General features: G+C 47.3%; 13 protein-coding genes. 5 read left to right on the top strand and 8 right to left on the bottom strand.

Features of this window, described 5'->3' with window-relative positions; all coding sequences use genetic code 11:
* Positions 1–52 precede the first annotated feature (52 nt).
* The 5 genes from Mcas_RS01620 to Mcas_RS01600 all read left to right on the top strand — a co-directional run bounded on the left by Mcas_RS01620 (position 53) and on the right by Mcas_RS01600 (position 6177).
* Positions 53–1681: a Fic family protein gene (locus Mcas_RS01620; RefSeq protein ID WP_162176226.1), complete on the top strand. Its 1629-nt coding sequence runs from the start codon at positions 53–55 to the stop codon at positions 1679–1681.
* 7 nt (positions 1682–1688) lie between these two features.
* Positions 1689–3302: a phospholipase D-like domain-containing protein gene (locus Mcas_RS01615; RefSeq protein ID WP_040333644.1), complete on the top strand. Its 1614-nt coding sequence runs from the start codon at positions 1689–1691 to the stop codon at positions 3300–3302.
* A gap of 223 nt (positions 3303–3525) precedes the next feature.
* Complete coding sequence (locus Mcas_RS01610) at positions 3526–4713, top strand: AAA family ATPase (RefSeq protein WP_162176225.1); 1188 nt, start codon at positions 3526–3528, stop codon at positions 4711–4713.
* Between the two features lie 4 nt (positions 4714–4717).
* A complete protein-coding gene (locus Mcas_RS01605) occupies positions 4718–5347 on the top strand; it encodes an RloB family protein (protein ID WP_040333642.1) in 630 nt (209 codons plus the stop codon).
* A 44-nt stretch (positions 5348–5391) separates the two neighbouring features.
* On the top strand, positions 5392–6177 hold the full coding sequence (locus tag Mcas_RS01600; RefSeq protein WP_040333641.1) for an ABC transporter ATP-binding protein: 786 nt from the start codon (positions 5392–5394) through the stop codon (positions 6175–6177).
* Positions 6178–6183: 6 nt separating this feature from the next.
* Here Mcas_RS01600 and panC read toward each other — a convergent pair whose 3' ends face one another.
* The 8 genes from panC to Mcas_RS16050 all read right to left on the bottom strand — a co-directional run bounded on the left by panC (position 6184) and on the right by Mcas_RS16050 (position 18242).
* The gene (gene panC / locus Mcas_RS01595) at positions 6184–7056 is read right to left on the bottom strand and encodes a pantoate--beta-alanine ligase (protein WP_156033001.1); all 873 of its coding nucleotides are present in this window, start codon (positions 7054–7056) and stop codon (positions 6184–6186) included.
* Positions 7057–7063: 7 nt separating this feature from the next.
* Entirely contained in the window at positions 7064–8440 is a 1377-nt protein-coding gene (locus Mcas_RS01590) for a M16 family metallopeptidase (protein ID WP_040333639.1), read from the bottom strand.
* Positions 8441–8443: 3 nt separating this feature from the next.
* A complete protein-coding gene (locus tag Mcas_RS01585) occupies positions 8444–9829 on the bottom strand; it encodes a M16 family metallopeptidase (protein ID WP_200873608.1) in 1386 nt (461 codons plus the stop codon).
* Between the two features lie 76 nt (positions 9830–9905).
* Positions 9906–11213 (bottom strand): hemolysin family protein, encoded by a 1308-nt coding sequence (locus tag Mcas_RS01580; RefSeq protein ID WP_162176224.1) that lies wholly within the window; start codon positions 11211–11213, stop codon positions 9906–9908.
* Between the two features lie 245 nt (positions 11214–11458).
* Positions 11459–12112: a class I SAM-dependent methyltransferase gene (locus tag Mcas_RS01575; protein WP_040333637.1), complete on the bottom strand. Its 654-nt coding sequence runs from the start codon at positions 12110–12112 to the stop codon at positions 11459–11461.
* The gene (locus Mcas_RS01570; RefSeq protein WP_040333636.1) at positions 12109–12867 is read right to left on the bottom strand and encodes a class I SAM-dependent methyltransferase; all 759 of its coding nucleotides are present in this window, start codon (positions 12865–12867) and stop codon (positions 12109–12111) included. The genes Mcas_RS01575 and Mcas_RS01570 overlap by 4 nt, the downstream gene beginning before the upstream one ends.
* A 306-nt stretch (positions 12868–13173) precedes the next feature.
* Positions 13174–13632, bottom strand: a complete 459-nt coding sequence (locus tag Mcas_RS16055; protein WP_162176223.1) for an FG-GAP repeat domain-containing protein — start codon at positions 13630–13632, stop codon at positions 13174–13176.
* A complete protein-coding gene (locus tag Mcas_RS16050; protein ID WP_052566686.1) occupies positions 13545–18242 on the bottom strand; it encodes a lectin-like protein in 4698 nt (1565 codons plus the stop codon). The genes Mcas_RS16055 and Mcas_RS16050 overlap by 88 nt, the downstream gene beginning before the upstream one ends.
* Positions 18243–18652: the final 410 nt, after the last annotated feature.

Genomic DNA, 18652 nt, shown 5'->3' with positions numbered 1-18652 from the left:
TACATAACATTTAGGAGTGTGTGAAATGCCTCATCGTCGTGGAAACTTTGTTTTGGCTTATCAATGGGACCATCACTGTCATGAGCTTTTTGAAGCGACAAAGGGTAAGTTTCAGCATGTACTCAGAGAGCTTGGTGAGCTGGACCATCAGGATGTCCCCAATGCGCAGGAGTTGCTGTTTTATTTCAAAAAGTGGCACTACAATCAAGACCTCTTTAACTGCACCATAGGAGATATAGACAGAAAGATTCATGTCATCAACTCCCTGGGGTACCGGGGATATGGTGTCAACATAGAACTGTTAAACGCCCTGGGTGCCCTGAAAAAAGACTACGAAGGGCACATCCGCTGGCGTCTGGAGGAAACCTTCAAGCGGCATCTGGGCCTGTTGCAAGAGACCATCGACATCGATGACAGACAACTGCAGTCAATGGACACTTTCTACATCATCACGCACCTGTGTGACACGCTGGGCTGGACCGAAGAAGACCACCTGCCCGCCGCGTGTCGCCATGTAAGACTCGATCTCGACCTGTACTTCCGGATCATGGCCGAGGAGACCCCATGGACCGTCAACACCGCTATATTTCAAAAGCTGTTTCTGCACCTGGGATGTTCCTCTATGACGATTATGAAGGGAACCGTCGGACACGAGGACACACTTTCTCCAAAGGAGCTGAAGGTCATTGGCAATAGCAACTTCATCGAAATGTATAAGGAGACCTTTTCTAACCTCCACACCTTTACGGATATCAACATCGACTTGCTCAAGCGCATCCACCTGACATTCTCCAAGGGACTGGTGCCCAATGCGGGCAACTTCAGACCATACGACTTCCCCGACAGAAACGGCGTCACGTGCGAGTTCGGAAACTTTACCAGGGAAATATCCGACTTGGGCTACGTCCTGTGGGAGACCGGGCAGAGCTTTCACAACCTCGATTCATTTGTCTATGACCTCTCTCGCTCATACTACATGTTTATCGGCATACACCCCTTCTGGGACTCCAACGGTCGCGTGGGAAAGTGCTTCCTCAACTACATGCTCCTGAAAAAGGGACTCCCACCCATCAGCTTCAACAACTCCGAGGAGGTCTTTGCACTGCCCCGCTACGGCGGCAGCATGGAAGACATGTACAACTACGTCAAAAAAAGGATACTCTTTGCCATTGACGCATACTTCTACGAACGTTGGAAACTGGAGTACCTGGGATTTCTCAATAAACAAATATACAATGTATCCTTTGATTCCGGATTTTATTTCAGGCAAATAGACGACAGCCCACAAAGACTGGAGACCCACTTTATTGCCTACGTCGTTGATAACCAGGAGCGTCCTGGAGCGACAAACAGCAATGATTACCTGTTTAAACAACTGGCAGACCAGTGTCGCGTTGTCCTGCCCAACGAACTCCTCGTACAAAACATTAATATCTACTGTGGTTTCACAAAGGGTCATCACAAGGACTGGCACCACAAAATCACTTTTAACAGAAACGTATTTATCAAAGAAGTTGCCTCCGACATACCGGGCACAAGGGCATTCGACATAGACTTTGTGATAGACCTGTACGACCACCACTACGACTACCCCTGTTTTAGTTGCTGTGTGGTGTCACATGAAGGCGGCTATATTTTTAACAACAAGGGCTTAAACTATACTTATACTATCCAGAGGTAAAGAAAACATGGAAGGATTTGCTGAAGAATACTGTCATCCGTCATACAAGTGGATAGGTCAGAGGCGTTTCGTGACCAACATCCAGGGGTGGAACATATCCAATTTCCCCGGGGGTATCGGATTTTCGTTTTGCGACTGTGGCCCGGGTATGGCACTAAAGGTGCTTTTAAAGGTGTTCCGCCAGGACGGTATCTGTGAGTATTACCTCATGGATGCCTATCACAACGGACACTTCGGTGACAACTGGCAGAAGTGGCAGACTCACCAACTGCCGCTCTTTCCCTATGAGGGGCTGCACGGGCATGCTGAAAACATAAAGTTCTCTTACATAATCCACAAGGATGGCCGTTCCATACCATCGTACTATGAGTACAAGTTTGCATCGATACATGACTTTCACAAGGGGCGGGTGGAAAACTCCGACTTTCACGACAGTTACTTTAAGATACCCAACCCCTACCGCACCTTTGAAGTAGATCGCACGGATGTCCAGGACGCCCTGGACAGGATCAACACCCTCTATGGCGATCTACCGGTGCGTCCCTTCTTCACGCGCGGCAACACCTGGAACACAGACCACCCCATACACGAAATCCACAGACACATCGACTGGGTCATCGAACGCAAAAAGGCCGACCCCTATGGCCGACACTACATCCAGATGGCCATCTTTGACTTTGACAACTACCACGTAGCGCAGCACCTCATACATGCCGTGCGTGCCGGCGTTGAGGTCGAGTGCATTGCCGACTGGCCGGCGGTAAGCTCACTCAACGTAACCGAAAACATCGCCAAAATGAGGCGTGCCGGTATACCCATCTACGGCATAGTCAGAAACACCCCCTGTGACCCCACCCAGGGCATTGCCAGTATGCACACCAAGATCATCATCTTTGACGGCGAAATAGTACACTCCAGCTCTTACAACCTGCACTTTCACCTCTGGGGCGGCAACTGGGAAAACGGACTCGTCTACTACTCTGCTGACTTTGTCACCGTGTATTCCAACATCTATCACGCCTTACGTGGTGGGGTAGTGCAGAGGTTGAGCGTCACCCCTGAGCATCGTTACAATCTCTACTACAGCTTTGGCAGTTACTACACGCCGTTTCGCGACTACTACAGGGCACAGGATGCCATCGTCACGGAGATCAACAACGCCAAACACACGATCATCGTATCCATGTTTGACATCGGTTATCTCACGGGGGTCTCATCGCACGACAACCACGAAACGGATGTCATCGCGGCCCTCGTTAACGCACGTAATCGTGGCGTGCGGGTCAAGATCATCCTCAACGGCATGATCTGTCACACCGGGGAGCTCCCGCAGAGCTGGGACACCGCAAAGTGGAGACCCCTCAAGGAACCTGTTAAGCGCCTCAAGGACAACTGGATGGAAGTGGTGTTTGTCTACTACTGGGAGAGTATTTACTCGCCCTTGCATCACAAGTTTGCGGTCTTTGACAACTACACGGTCATAACGGAGTCCTGCAACTGGTACGTCGCCAGTCTGTACTCAGACGAGGTCTTGTCAGTGATAAGGGATGAGCGCCTAGCCAGGGAGTTCACGGACGAAGCAAACAAGATATGCCAGAGCTTCCGCCTCGGATACGAATAAAAGAAATAAGAGAAGAAAGAAGGGAGGCGACTCCGCCCCCCTCCCTCAGACCCACCCCGCAAGGGGGCCAGCCCCCTTGACCCCATCTTGCGGAGATTTGGGTGGTAGGTTGGATTTATGCGTGATTTGACATTCCGGGACACCTGTTATTATAATAACTTTCATGCTAGTAGAGTTTAGTGTAGCGAATTTCTTATCGTTCAAGGACAAGGTTACTTTTAGTATGGTTGCGGCAGACATAGAGGAGTTGCCGGATAATCGTATCCAAACTGATGATCCAGAGTGGCATCTTTTAAAGAGCGCTGTCATCTATGGCGCAAACGCCAGTGGCAAAAGCAATCTTATACATGCAATGAGTTATATGAAGTATTTTGTTTTAACTCCATTCAATAAAATACCAGATAAAAAACATATTAGTATATCCAGATTCAATTTTAACTTAAAAAACAAACGTGAACCTGCACATTTTGAGATTTGTTTTATTTTAGATGGCGTCAGATACAGATATGGTTTTGATGTTGACGATAGCAAAATACATAAAGAGTGGTTATACAGTTATCCAAAGGATAGAGAAAAAAACCTTTACATACGAGATGATAATAGTATCAAGATCAAATCTTTTAAAGAGGGGAAAAAGTTAGAGGGAAAAATTCGTCAAAATATCCTCTTTTTATCTCTTGTCGCACAATTTAATGAAAACACTTTAGGAAATAACATATTAAAGTGGTTTTCACATTTTAATATTATTTCGGCTATGAGTGATATAACCATCTTACCTTATACTCTTAGACAGCTTAGTGATGAAAAATTCAAAGAAATACTTTTGAGTATACTTGAACTTGCAGATATACAAATTAAAGACATTAAAAGAGATGAAGACTATTTAAAAAAAACAATGGATTCTGTATCTAAAGAGAATCAAGACAATAATCTTAACCCAATAGTATATGAACTTACAACATTTACATCTCATAGAATGTATAATGAGGAAAATGAAGAAATTGGTTTGATAGAGGTGCCTCTGGTTGCAGAATCTGAAGGAACGAAAAAAATTTTATCACTCGCTGGTCCTATTGCTTATACGCTGCTAAATGGAGGAATGCTGGTTATTGATGAGATGGATGCAAGGCTGCATCCAAACCTTACATCTTATTTAATCGAACTGTTTAACAGTAATAAGAAGAATTCCCAACTCATTATTACTACTCATGATACTAACTTGTTGAGCAATAAACTTTATAGAAGAGATCAAGTATGGTTTACTGAAAAAGATAGAGATGGCTCTACTGATTTGTACTCTCTGGTTGAGTTCAAACTCAAAGGTAATGAACCCTATGAAAGAGACTATATTTTGGGAAAATACGGTGCAATACCCTTTATTTGTAGTGATATTTCCTCATTGATAGAATAAACTTATGAGAAACAAATTAAACAAACAAAAGAGAAAAAGTGAGATTCAAGAAACTTCAAGAACAATGTTGATAGTGTGTGAAGGGGAAAAAACAGAACCCAATTATTTTAAAGGTTTTCTTCGTGATTTAGAAAATTCTAAAATAAGGGTAAAAATTATAGGTGAGGGATATAACACTGTTAGTTTAGTAAAAAGAACCATAGAATTAAGGGGAGATGAGGCAAACTATTGCAGAGTGTGGGTTGTATTTGACAGAGACTCTTTTAAGCCTCAAGATTTCAACAAGGCTATGCAGTTGGCCAAAAACGAAAATATAGATGTTGCGTATTCAAATCAGGCATTTGAGCTATGGTACCTGCTACATTTTCATTACTACGATACTGCAAGAGACAGAGATTCTTACAAGAAGATGCTTTCAATCCTATTAAATCGCGAATATCAAAAAAACGGTAAAGACATGTACGCAGAGCTTAAAGACAGACAAGAGGCTGCAATAAGAAATGCCAGGAAACTGTTAGAGAGATACAACCCTCCTGCCCCTGAAAAGGATAACCCTTCAACGACAGTCCACCTGCTTGTGAAAGAGCTAAATGTGTACAGAAAGGACAAGTGGACGGATAGGGGGTTGGGGTAATACAGAGAGGGTAGCACTCCATTCAAACCGGGTGTTAATTTGTTATGGAAACGGTTATTGACGTTATTGCCTTGAGGGCATACTATGGCAGCAGGGAGGTTTTAAAGAACCTCACCTTTGGCATTCCGTCTCTGATGACCACGGTAATAATTGGTGGCAGCGGCTGCGGTAAGACCACCCTGTTAAAGCATCTGATCGGACTGTTAAAACCCGCCATGGGGACAATCAACATTAACGGCAAAGACATTACCAGGATGGACGACAACGCGTTGATTGAATTTAAGAAGAAGATGGGAGTTTTGTTTCAGGGAGCCGCCCTGCTTAACTCCATGTCGTTGGGCGATAACGTTGCCCTACCGCTGCGGGAACACACGCAGTTAAAACAGCCAATCATAGACATCATTGTACGCATGAAGCTTGACCTGGTGGGGCTTACGGGGTTTGGGGGTTATTATCCGGCAGAACTCTCCGGCGGGATGAAAAAACGTGCAGGGATCGCCAGGGCCATGGCAATGGACCCCGAACTGCTCTTCTTCGACGAGCCATCAGCCGGATTAGACCCTGTCACTGCCGCCGGTTTGGACGAGCTGATCATAAAACTCCACAACACCTTCAAACTGACCCTCGTTGTGGTTACGCATGAGCTGGCAAGTATATTCACCATTGCCGACTATGTCATAATGCTCGACGCCGGAGATATCGTATTCACAGGCTCTATCGATGAACTCAGGGCATCCTCACATCCAAAGGTGCAGGCATTTCTCCAACGCAGGGCAGAGGAGGAACCCTATCGCCCCGAGGACTACTTCAAGATTATAGCAGGCAGTTGACTTTTATCAGAGTTTTAACAGGAGGTTGTCGATCAACCTTGTAGTTCCGATCTTCACTGCTACGGCTATGAGCACGGTACCTCTTCCGTTTGTTCCCTTAGTGGCCTCTGATAGTTCAACGAGGCTCTCGGGGTCATAGACGGAGGCATACTGGACCTCACTGACGGAGCTGATTGCCTTTAACAGTTCGTTGAGCCTCCGGGATGCCTTGCTCAGGTGTAACGTTGCTGTCTTGAGGGCGACTTCGACCTCCTTCATGGCCTTGTATATCAAGGCTGCATCGGCACGCTCCTCCGGGGTCAGATACACGTTACGCGAACTCATCGCAAGACCGTCCTTTTCCCTTACCGTTGGACATGGCACCACCTGAACATCCATATTGAGGTCGCAGACCATCCTGCTGATGACGACACACTGCTGATAATCCTTCTGACCAAAATACGCCCGCGTTGGCCGTACAATGTTAAAGAGCTTGGCCACCACCGTCGTTACACCGGCAAAGTGAGTCGGGCGAAACTTGCCACATAGTCTGTCGGTTATCTCCGTCACGCTAACCGTCGTGCAAAAACCTCCCGGATACATCTCAGGGATGCCGGGCATAAAGAGGACATTCACCTCCTCTTTTAACAATACGGCCCAGTCTGCCGCATAATCCCTGGGGTAGCTGTCAAAGTCCTCACCGGCGCCAAACTGCCTCGGATTGACAAATATGCTCACGACAACGGCATCGTTTTCCTGTCTGGCCCGCCGTATAAGGCTCACGTGACCCTCGTGTAGGGCACCCATTGTTGGTACAAGGCCAATGCGCTTACCATCTGCACGGTACTTGCTTGACGTCTCCTGCATTATCGAACTTGTGCGTATCATTTCTAATGGCATATTGATTCTATTTATCCTTTGTGTCTTTTTGTTGAAACCCTATCTTTTCTTGTTTGCCTACAATGACAAGATGGTAGTTGATATCATCGAGGTATTTAACCGCAACGCGCCTGACGTCCTCCTTCGTTACCGCCTTGATGTAGTCCAGGTATTTCTTGTCATAGTCCAAGCCGAGCCTATAGAACTCCACCTGTGACAGGAAATGGGCTATCTTGTCCATGGTATCGAGCTTACGCGGAAAACTGCCCGTCAAATACGCCTTTGCGTCGCTTAGTTCCTCCTCTGTAACGTAGTCGGTCTTTATTCTTTTTATCTGCTTTAGTATTTCGGTAACTGCCGTGTTTGCAAACTCGTTTTTTGTCTGTATGATGGCCTGAAAGTCCCCGCCATACTTGTAAGAGGCAAAGTGACTGCGCACATCGTAAGCAAGCCCCATGTCATCCCTCAGGGTCTTAACCATGCGTGAGGAGAACCCCCCGCCTCCGAGGATGTAGTTCATGACCATCACGGCATAGAAGTCTATGTTGTCCCTGGTGATCCCCTCATGACCAATGATGATGTTTGCCTGTGTGAGGTCCATGTCGATGAGATTGACCTTGGCGTTATGACCATTATGCAATATCGGTGCATGGGGATGACCGACCTCACCCGGTTGCCACTTTGACAGGTGCTTGTCAATCAGCCCTGTAATCTTGTCATATGTAACATCCCCCACGGCCGTGAGGATCGATGCTGAGGCAACGTAGTGCCCCTTGTGGAAGTTCACAAGGTCTTGTACGTATATGGAATCAACGCTCTGTATATCGCCTTCGGTTGGACGGCCATATGGAAACTGTCCGTAGACGTCCTTCAAGAATGCCCTGTTTGCCACAAACGCCGGAGACTCCTCACTTTGTTTGATGGCGCCCTTTACGATCTCCTTTTTGGCCCTCAGCTCGCCCTCGGAAAACGACGGATTCAACAGGCAATCGGCAAGTATCTCAAACCCCTTGTCAAGGTCCTTCTTCAGCACCGAAAGCGAAATGACCGTAAAATCCGTATTCACGGACGCCTCCAGCGAGGCACCCATAAACTCGACCTCCTCCTGTATCTCCTTGGAACTCTTGCTCTTTGTACCCTCCAGCAGCATTTCGGCCGTCAGGTTTGCCAGCCCCGCCTTGTCTGATGGCTCATCGAGCTTTGATGCCCTTATTAGCATGTTTATCTTCACAATGGGCAGGTTGGTTCTCTCCATATGCAGCAATGTCAATCCATTCATCAGTACCTCCCGTCTTACATCCAGTGCATGTGCAGTCAGAGGAAACACAACCAGCAGTATTGCAGCAAAAAACACCCTTATGCGCATGTGCATGATCATTAGTATCATCGCCTCCAGTTTTTTCATCGTTTACTCCGGTATCAGGGTACCGATGGTGCTGTTGTTTATGGTCAGATATGTTGCGGCCACCCTTGTTACGTCTTCTGCCGTTACGGCCCGAATCTCCTCCAGGTACCTGTCCTTGAGCCTCCAGTTGCCGAGCATTTCGTACATGCCCAGGAGTTCGCCCTGAAAGTAGATGGAGTCCTGTCCCATGATAAATGAGGCCTCTATCTGGTTCTTGGCCTTCCGTATCTCCCGTTGGGTGGGTGGCGTTGTCTTTAGCTTTTCGATTTCGTGCAGTATGGCGCCCTCAAGGGCATCCGTGTTGTTGCCCTTGCCACCCATTACGGAACCGCCAAAGTACATCAGATAGGGGTCCGAGTGAAACCCGCTGTAGAAGACAAAGGCATTGAGGGCAACCTTTTGGTTCTTTACAAGCTCCTGGTATAGTCTGCCACTCTTGCCCGAAAGCAACGCCGACAGCACATCCAGGGCATAGCTGTCCTTATGGGGAATGGAGGGGACGTGGTAGGCCATCAGCAGATAGGGTAGTTGAGCAGGCTTTCTCAGGACAATGCGTTTGGGTTGGGCCTGTGCAGGCTCTTTTGGGATTTGTACTGCCGCCGTGTTTTTGGCGGGTATGGAGCCAAAGTTGGCCTTGATCAACCGGAGCGTCTCTGTGGGATTGATGTCTCCGGTGACGATTATAACGGCATTGTTGGGGCTGTAGTAGGTATTGTAGTGTTGCCGCAGGTCCTCCACGGTAAAGGATGCTATGTCATCCATCCATCCGATGACGGGATTGCGGTAGGGGTGTGTGGAAATGGCCTTTTCCGTCAGTTGTTCAAACAGCAGATTCTGGGGGTTGTCTTCTGTCCGCAGACGTCTTTCTTCCATAATGACCTGTTTTTCCGACTTTACGTCCTCTTCGTTTAAGAGCAGGTTTGCCATCCTGTCGGCCTCAAGCTCCACGGACAACCCAAGCCTGTCCGATATGAGTGTTTGGTAGTACATGGTGTAGTTTCTGGTCGTAAAGGCATTGTCTACACCGCCGTTTTTCTGTACCAGGTTTGAAAACACCTTGGAGCCGTAGCGATTGGTTCCCTTAAACATCATGTGTTCAAGCATGTGACTAAGGCCGGTCTTGCCTGGCTGTTCGTCTATCGAACCGACCTTGTACCATATCTGAAACGTAGCAATGGGTACCTTGTGGTCCTCGACCATGAGCACCTTTAGGCCGTTGTCAAGGAAGTACTCCTTTGGGATGAGTTCAACGCCGTGTTCAAGTCCCGGCTGCCGGGCTTCAGTTAACGGTCCCTTGGAGACAAGTGCAGCCTGCGGGCCTCCGGACTTTGTGACCGGAGTCGCACACGAACACAGCACGGCGGCTGATAACACGACTATTACGCTCACTGGTACCCTTATCATCACCCGTTTGGGCAAATGTAAAAGGTTGTGTAAAAGTGTTAAACCCGATACATCGATTGTCTTATTCAACGCCTTCCTCCTTGTGTGTATCCAAGGCGTCGGTGTTTAGAAACTCCACCTTTACCTTTGATACCCGTTTATTTACCATCTCAAGGACGGTTAATCTCATATGGTCGAGGTTTATAGTTTCCCCGCCCTGTGGTATCTTCTGCAGTGTGGTGACGATAAACCCTCCCAGGGTGTCGTACTGCGGAGACTCGGGGAATTCCATTGCATGGTCCTCCTTGAGGTCTCTGATGTTTATGGAGGCATATACGATGTATACGCCGTTGCCTATGGAGATAACGGGTCTTTCCGTGTCGTGTTCGTCCCTGATTTCGCCAACTATTTCCTCGAGCAGGTCTTCAATGGTGACGATGCCCGTGACCATGCCGTGTTCGTTGACGACGATGGCCATGTGGTTGCGTTTTTTTTGCATGTCGCTTAAGAGGTGACTGATCAGCATTGTCTCCGGGATGAAAAACGGTGCCCTGAGCAGTTTGCGCATGTTAACCTCCTTGTGTTGGGCCAGGTGTATAAAGACGTCCTTTGCATGAAGGATGCCCTTGATGTTATTGATTTCGGTGCCGAAGACGGGGTAGCGCGAGTACTTTTCCTCGGATATGAGGAGCAGGTTTCTCTCCAGGGGGTCATCAATAGAGACGGCCACTACCTGTCCGATGGGTACCATGACCTCCTTGACCGATATATCGGTGAACTCAAAGACGCTGTGGATCAGCTCCTGCTCGGTGGACTCAAAGATACCTCTGTCCTTGCCCTCCAGTATAAGGAGCTTTATCTCCTCCTGGGAGACGAAACCTCTGCCGGTAAAGGCCTTTATTCCCAGTGGTCTGAGGATGATGTTTGCGCTATACGTCAGGGAATTTATCAGCACGGAAGCCCATCTGGAAGACGCATACATCAACCTCGATACAGCCAGTGCAACGCGCTCGGGGTTGAGCAGCACCAGGGACTTGGGTATCAGCTCACCCCAGAGCAAATGCACATAAGACACCACAACCAGGACAATCAGGATACTCAAAGGACCACCAAAAATAGCAATATATTTCACAGGCACTTTCGATACCACCGGTCTCACCACCTCAATGGCAAAGGCGCCGCCCAAGACACACGCCATGGCAAGCCCCATGGTAGTACCTATTTTGATGGTTGCAAGAAACCTCTCCGGATTCTTTTTAAGCATCATCAGGGCCTCTGCCTCTGCCCTGCCGGCCCTCTGAAGCGTATCTATCAGCGTCTTCCTGGCCGTTACCACTGCTATCTCAGCGCCGGCAAAGAAACCGCTCATCAGGATAAATACAAATATCAAGATAAGATATATCCACATACCGTTAAGCTAACTTACACCTGTTGTTGCCAAGACATCAATTGACCTTTAGTATATCAGAGCACACATCATTTGCACAACTGCTGTTGGTGTGCATTAGGGCAATCGCATTTGAGTGGAAGAGAAAGAAAGGGGCGGTTTGTGGCAGGGGTGCCTCACCCCCTCCGCCCCCCTTCAGAACCCCCTGCAAGGGGGCCAGCCCCCTTGACCCCATTATGCGGGTGTTTTCATGTCTTCCTGGCCGTGATCACAAAGCTCTTAAACACCACCGACCAGCACCATGACACGGAGAGTATTTGTAAGCCGTTGTCTGCCAGCATGGCAATTACGTCGCTTGATTTCCTGGGTCTGACAACCTGTTTGTTCACCAACAGGTCGTGCACCCTGGCTGTGATGCCGGTGAAGAGGTTTGTCCCTTCCATGTCTGACAGTATCAGCAGGGTGCCGGGGGAGAGGGTTTTGGTCAGCCTGATGACAAAGGAATCTTGCATGGGGCCGGCTATGTGGTGCAGGACGTCAACCATGGTTACGACGTCGTAGTTGGCTATGTCCTTTGGGGGGAAGACATCGGCAGAGTGTGTCACCCTAAGCTCCGGGATTGCGATACTCACGCCCTCGGAGGCCGCCACTGCCTCTTTGGAGAGGTCATAGCCGTGTGCCAGGGTCACGTCTTTGAGCTTTATCGCAAGGTACAACAGCGCCCCCGTGCCACAGCCAATGTCAAAGAGCCTTGCCCCATACGGGACACTATCCAGTACCAGATGAAATGACCCGATGATGTGTCTGTTGGCCACCTTGGTGCGATACATCAGCGGCATGGACCGGGAGTACTCATGCAGAAATGGCTTCAGTTGGTTTCTCTGTAACGGCTGTGCATTCATTGCGGCTTTGTCAGGGCGATGAACATCCGTGCATTTAACCAGCCAAGCAGGGGTTTGGTGTGCCGGTGGTTTATGACATCCGATATTGCCAGTGAAAGGCCCTGCTGCGGGCCAATGAGCATACCGTTATATTCCATCCTCTCCACGGTGAAGTAAGGTGCAAACAGACGCCTGTAGGCACCCTTTGTCCCCAGCGGCAGAACTCCCCTTTCATTGGGGTCAAGCATGCACATGACATAGACAAGCGGGTTGAGCTTGTTTGGTTCAAAGACTATGACGCGGCCACCGGGCGTAAGGACACGGTGTACCTCCTTGAGAGAATCCCGGACATTTTCCATGTGGTGAATCACGTCGAGCATCACCACCACATCAAAGCTGTGATTGTCAAATGGCAGGTGCTCACAGCTCTCCTGTAATATTTCCGTGTTAGCCAGGTTGAACTTCTCTGCGATCTCCATGCTTTTTGCTACAAACGATGGCGTTATGTCTATCCCCACCAGCTTTGCACACAGTTCGGAGAGTATGGGCAGAAATCCTCCGCTGCCGCATCCGACATCCAGTACAACGTCCGTCGGCCTGATGTACGGGGCGACATTGGGCGTGAAGTGTCTCCTGACCGAATACTTGGTACTAATCAGCGCACCGTCAAAGCGAGCCTCTGCACCCCACAGGCCGCGCCTTGTGCGTCCAGCTATGAGGTCGTCATAGAACTTCGCTGTATTGTCGCTCGTTGGTGCCTTAAACAACTTTGGCATGATAGTCTGATATTGTACAACATCACCAGGGCTAAATCAAGGTGCTATTGTCCTCTGGCAGGGTAATTTTACCTCATGTTTAAAAATCAAGGTTGCGCAGGATGGGGTCAAGGGGTCCGTGACCCCTTGCGGGCATACGTGTTAAGCTAAGAGAGATTTGGCCATTTCAGTAGCTCCCCCTCCCTTTATGGGAGGGGTTAGGGGAGGGTTCTTCTACAATGAATGGTTTTATTGGTGGTGTTTCATGTTTAGCTTAACACGTATGCCCTCAGCCCCCTTCCTGCAGAGGATTGTGCTACTTACTTGTTACTGAATCTGCCAGTTGTTCGGTATACCCCTGGAGAGATAGTTACCGCTGGATATCGTCGTCCCGTTCATCAGCCATGCAGCAACGTCGCCAGAGGTGGTGTTCTGCCAGATGATATCGCTCATACCGTCGCCGTTAAGGTCGCCCATTGCTGCTATTTGCCAGTTGCTTGGGATGCCTTTGGCCGGAGAGCCGACGCTGGATATCGTTGTCCCGTCCATCAGCCATGCGGCAACGTCGCCAGAGGTGGTGTTCTGCCACACGACATCGCTCTTGCCGTCACCGTTAAGGTTGCCCATTGCGACTATCTTCCAGTTATTCGGTATACCCCTGGAGAGATAGTTGCCGCTGGATATCGTCGTCCCGTTCATCAACCAAGCAAATACATCACCGGTGGTGGAGTTTTGCCACACGATATCGGTCTTACCGTCGCCGTTGAGGTCGCCGATGCCTGCCATCTTCCAATCGCTCGGTATGTCTTTTTCAGATAAGCGGAGCTGAATATCGTCGTCCCGTTCATCAACCATGCAAATACGTCACCAGAGGTAGTGTTCTGCCACACGATATCGCTCTTGCCGTCGTCATTTAGGTCGCCAATGCCTACCATTTGCCACTCGTTTGGTATGTAAGTCAAATAGTCGACGCTATATATCGCTGTCCCGTTCATCAACCAGGCAACGACACCACCGGTGGTGGTGTTTTGTAACACGATATCGGTCGTGCCATCGCCGTTGAGATCACCCTTAGCTGCTATCTGCCACTCGTTTGGCATTCCGTTAGTCAAATATCCGCCGCTGGTTATCTTAGTCCCGTCCATCAACCATGCGGCAACGTCGCCAGAGGTAGTGTTTAGCCACACTATATCGGCCTTGCCGTCACCGTTTAGGTCTACCTTACTACCGAGTACACGACCGGTTGACGTAGCTGACGTAACCGTGACGTATGCCCCCTTGGAGACATAATCTGTCTTGCCGTCGCTGTCTTTTACGTACAGGTTCACGGAATAGGTACCCGGTGCAGTGTAGCTGTGTGTCGGGTTTTGTGATGTGCTGTCTATTGTACCGTCGTTTTCAAAGTCCCATTGCCATGACACAATGTTACCCGTTGAGAGGTCCGAAAACGTCACGGGCGTATTAACGCTAACCGTTGTGTTTGATGCCTTGAAATCGGCCTTTATCGGGTTTGTGTTTGCCGTAGTCGTATCCCACAGGCTTTCTGTGACATCCGAGTCAAAGGCCGTTACCACGTAGTACCATACGGTTGCCGTATCGGTTGATGCCCAGTCCTTACCTGTGTCAAACGACGTAGCGTCCTTGTCGGTGCTTGCAAGAAGAGTAAAGCCGTCTTGATCAAAGGTCTTTCCATAGATGTTATATCCTGTCACATCAGCCGTTGTAGATGGTGTCCATGTCAAGCGTGTCTTCCCGCTATTGTTTTGCGACTTTACATCAGTGGGTGGCGCTACCTTGCTGTTGATGGTCAATACTCCTGTGTTGGTATCAAGGGCAAGCGACAGGTTGAAGATACCGTTTCTGTAAAAGCCTTTTTTTGTGGTCGTCGCTTCTGACCCGCTTGAAAGATTGAAAGAGGACGCGTCTACAGTAAACAATCCGGCATTACCTTTCAAGTCAACTGTGTAGTTTCCATTGACGGGGTTGTTTATGAATATAGATGATGAGGTTCCACCTAAACCCAATGTAGCATCGGGGATGTTTTCCTCTATCTGGTTTGTGGTAAAGTTCACACCTTCTGTCCTATTCTGAGGGTCTGTCATGTAAGGCTGGACACCGCCAGTTAGGTAAAAACTAAGCGTTGTCGTAGGCACTGTGTCCCTTGTAACATCTTTTGTTGCCGAACGTATGGGGTTTCTACCTGTAAAATAGGCAAAAATCTTATCTTTTAACTCTTCACTGGCAGGCAACAGTCCATGTGAACCAAAACTACCTTCTTCATAATCAATAGATGGATTACCTGTAGCATCATTAAAGGGTTCTATTGCTCTTTTAGCAACTACGGTACCATCACCGTTTATCGTCTCTATCTCAGGTTTTTTAGTACCAGATGTTGTTGTAATAGGGCCTGGACTTCCATCCTCATACAAACAATCGTTACAGGGTTTAACTCGTATATAATCTATGGTTTTTTGATCATTTGTCGTGAACAGCTTTGTTGTAACACAAGTACTACTTGAGTTACAATTAGTTTTCATTCTGCTTTTATTCTTGTCACTATTAAGACCAGCTAAGAACTTGTTGTACGCTGGAGATGTAACCGGTACTTGAGTAATAGGTGGTTCATTCACATTATCCTTCCATACCTCTAATAATGGGTAGGTTGGAAACAAATTCCCCAATCCTTTAACGTTATCTTTAATAAACTTCTTTATTTCTTTGTATGTTTTGCACGATTTATGCATGTTATTACAGTTTGCTATTGTTGTAGGGTAATACATATCTGGTATCAATAGTTTGCCTACATAGGTAGAGATAATGCCACTTAAATAATCGTCTACCTTCTGTGGATCTCCTCCTTCCCATATGGAATATGCGTTTGCCGAACCTTCATTAGGGGTTCCTAACATTACAAATTTCTCAATATCGTTGCCATAATTCTCATCTTGAATGTATGTTCTTGTTAGAAGACCACCCATGCTATGAGCAACAACATATACTGTTTTATAACCTGTTTCATGTTTGGCTCTATCAATGACAGGTTTAAGGTAGTATTCCCATGGTTTTTTGCCACCTGGGCAAGTAGTTTTATCATCCAAAGAGAGTCGCCAATCATAAGGAACTTCAAAAACCTTAAATTCGTCATTTTTTTCAAAAGTTTTTTTGAAAAATTCAAGACTTATTGGTCGAATTAGAAAATAGCGGTCTCCCGTCTTGTACCAAACATTTGGATCAAAAATCTTTAGCTGAATAGTGGGCTTACATTTACCCTGTGGAAGTATGGCTTTCAGTGCATATTGATTGGCATAATCTGATCGTTCCCTATCAACCGACCCCATTATTCCAGGCAAATATATCAATGGTTTAGCGTTTGGGGTCATATATAGATCGACCTTTTGGATAGTATCAGTAATAGTACTACCCCCACCAGTTAAGGTAGAAATAGTTACAGTCGCCGTAGCAGCTAATATATTGGAGCGTGCAGAGAGATTATAAGTATCTGCAGATATATCGGTGAATCTGTAATTTCCATCGCTACTTGTGGTATAAGACTGTGATGCAGTTCCGTCAGAACTTTTCAGTGTTACCGTTGCACCACCTCCTGGAGTCCATTTACCATCTCCACCTTTGGAATACACCCTGCCAACGATCTGCGGTGAAGGTTGCAATGAAGCTGTAAACGTCGCCGTCACATTCTTGTTTACGGACATATTTATCGTGCAGATAGGATTCTGCCCGGCAGTGGCACAGTCCCCACCCCAACCGGTGAATTTTGAATTTGAGCCACTTGCCTTTAGTGTAACGGGGATTTCGCTGTTATAGTAAGCCGTACCGGTCTGTGTTACCGTGCAACCATGCCCAGTACACCCCCCGCTGCCATAAGATGCAACTATAGTATCGCTGCTCCAGCTTATAGGCCCCGCAGAGGCGGTAACAAAGTCAAAGACGGTTCCCTGTTTTGTAATCGTAAGTGTGTATTTTGAGGATGTTGGATTCCATTCGCAAATTAGTGAGGAGGTGCTTGAACAGCTACCATCATTCCATAAATTATTTGTATTACCGTATTTACTATAATACATCAAACAATCTTCTTCACCTCCGTCACTGTTAGGTTCACCACTACCCCATGCTGTAAAGTCCCATTTTTCAGCAGTTATCCATTTCCAAGTGCCTTCGGTTTCTACATCGGTTGCCCCAACCCAGTAAGAGTTATTCACACTATCAAAAAAGTCTGCAGGCAATAACTTATCGATAAGAAATTTGTTCTCACTATCTGAGGTTACGGTTGCTAAATATCCGCCCAAGCTTTCACAATAAGCCTTAGCGTCAGCCCATTTCATTTGTTGATCAATTCTTTGATAGGTGTGGTTATTTCCAGGGTTGACTATTTTAGCTCCCCCTCCAGTCTTTGCAAACTTCTGGATACGGTAGTTACCATAATCGGCAACATAGACGTTTCCAGAGACATCAACAGCTATTCCTACTGGCCAATATAATTGACCATCACTGCTGCCATAACTACCCCATTTGCTCACAAAGGCACCACTTGAGCTAAACTTCTGGATGCGGTTGTTATTCCAATCGGTAACATAGACGTTTCCAGAGACATCAATAGCTACTTCTAATGAGCTATCTAATTGACCATCACTGCTGCCTTGACTACCCCATTTGGTTATAAAGGCACCATTTGGGCTAAACTTCTGGATGCGGTAGTTATAAACATCAGCAACATAGATGTTTCCAGATACATCAATAGCTATTCCGTACGGCCCATATAATTGACCATCACTGCTGCCATAACTACCCCATTTGCTCACAAAGGCACCACTTGAGCTAAACTTCTGGATGCGGCAGTTATCATAATCGGCAACATAGACGTTTCCAGAGGCATCAACAGCGACTCCGTATGGCTTATTGAATTGACTATCACCGCTGCCATAACTACCCCATTTGCTCACAAAGGCACCACTTGAGCTAAACTTCTGGATACGGTTGTTCTCAGTATCGGCAATATAGACGTTTCCAGAGGCATCAACAGCGACTCCGTATGGCTTATTGAATTGACTATCGCCGCTGCCTTGGCTACCCCATTTGGTTATAAAGACACCGTTTGAACTAAACTTTTGGATACGGTTGTTCTCAGTATCGGCAATATAGACATATCCAGAGGCATCAACAGCAACTCCGCGTGGCCTATTGAATTGCCCGTCACTACTGCCATAGCTACCCCACTTGCTTACAAAAGTGTAGTCTTCCGCAAATGCGTCAACTGCAAAGCCGGCAAGGCAAACAACCCCAATCACGGCAACCAGCGCCAGGGCAAGCAACGTCCTTACGCTCAACACACTAACGACTGACTGTAGCATCTGTCTTTTCATATCATGTAACGCTTTCATATCTAAATCTCCTTGTTTTAATTTGATACGTTATACGTATCCTCGTGTTATAACGAACTCGGACTACAGGCGTAACACCACGCCTGTCTTTTGGAAACACCAAAAGGATTAACTTCCCTTATGGCTTAAACAACACACCATTGCTTATTCGCACAACATAAGCGGATTAAATTAACGACTGACGCGCAATGTAGAAAAAATGGCTATCCCGCTATTTATCCATACGCAACACCTCCCCCCTCGGCGGTATAGGGTATAGACAAGCCGTTAAGTTGTTTGCTTTCTTTTAGGGAAGCTATTAAAGATGTGTTATATTTGTGCGTGCATGCAAGAGGGATGCCAGATCGCCTGACGACCAAAATTATATGTCTCACATCCTCTCATACGTTATTGTATCACGAGGGCAGATA

The organism is Candidatus Magnetobacterium casense (assembly GCF_000714715.1).
Taxonomy (GTDB): Bacteria; Nitrospirota; Thermodesulfovibrionia; order Thermodesulfovibrionales; family Magnetobacteriaceae; genus Magnetobacterium; species Magnetobacterium casense.
This window is presented reverse-complemented; position numbering and strand designations above follow the sequence as displayed.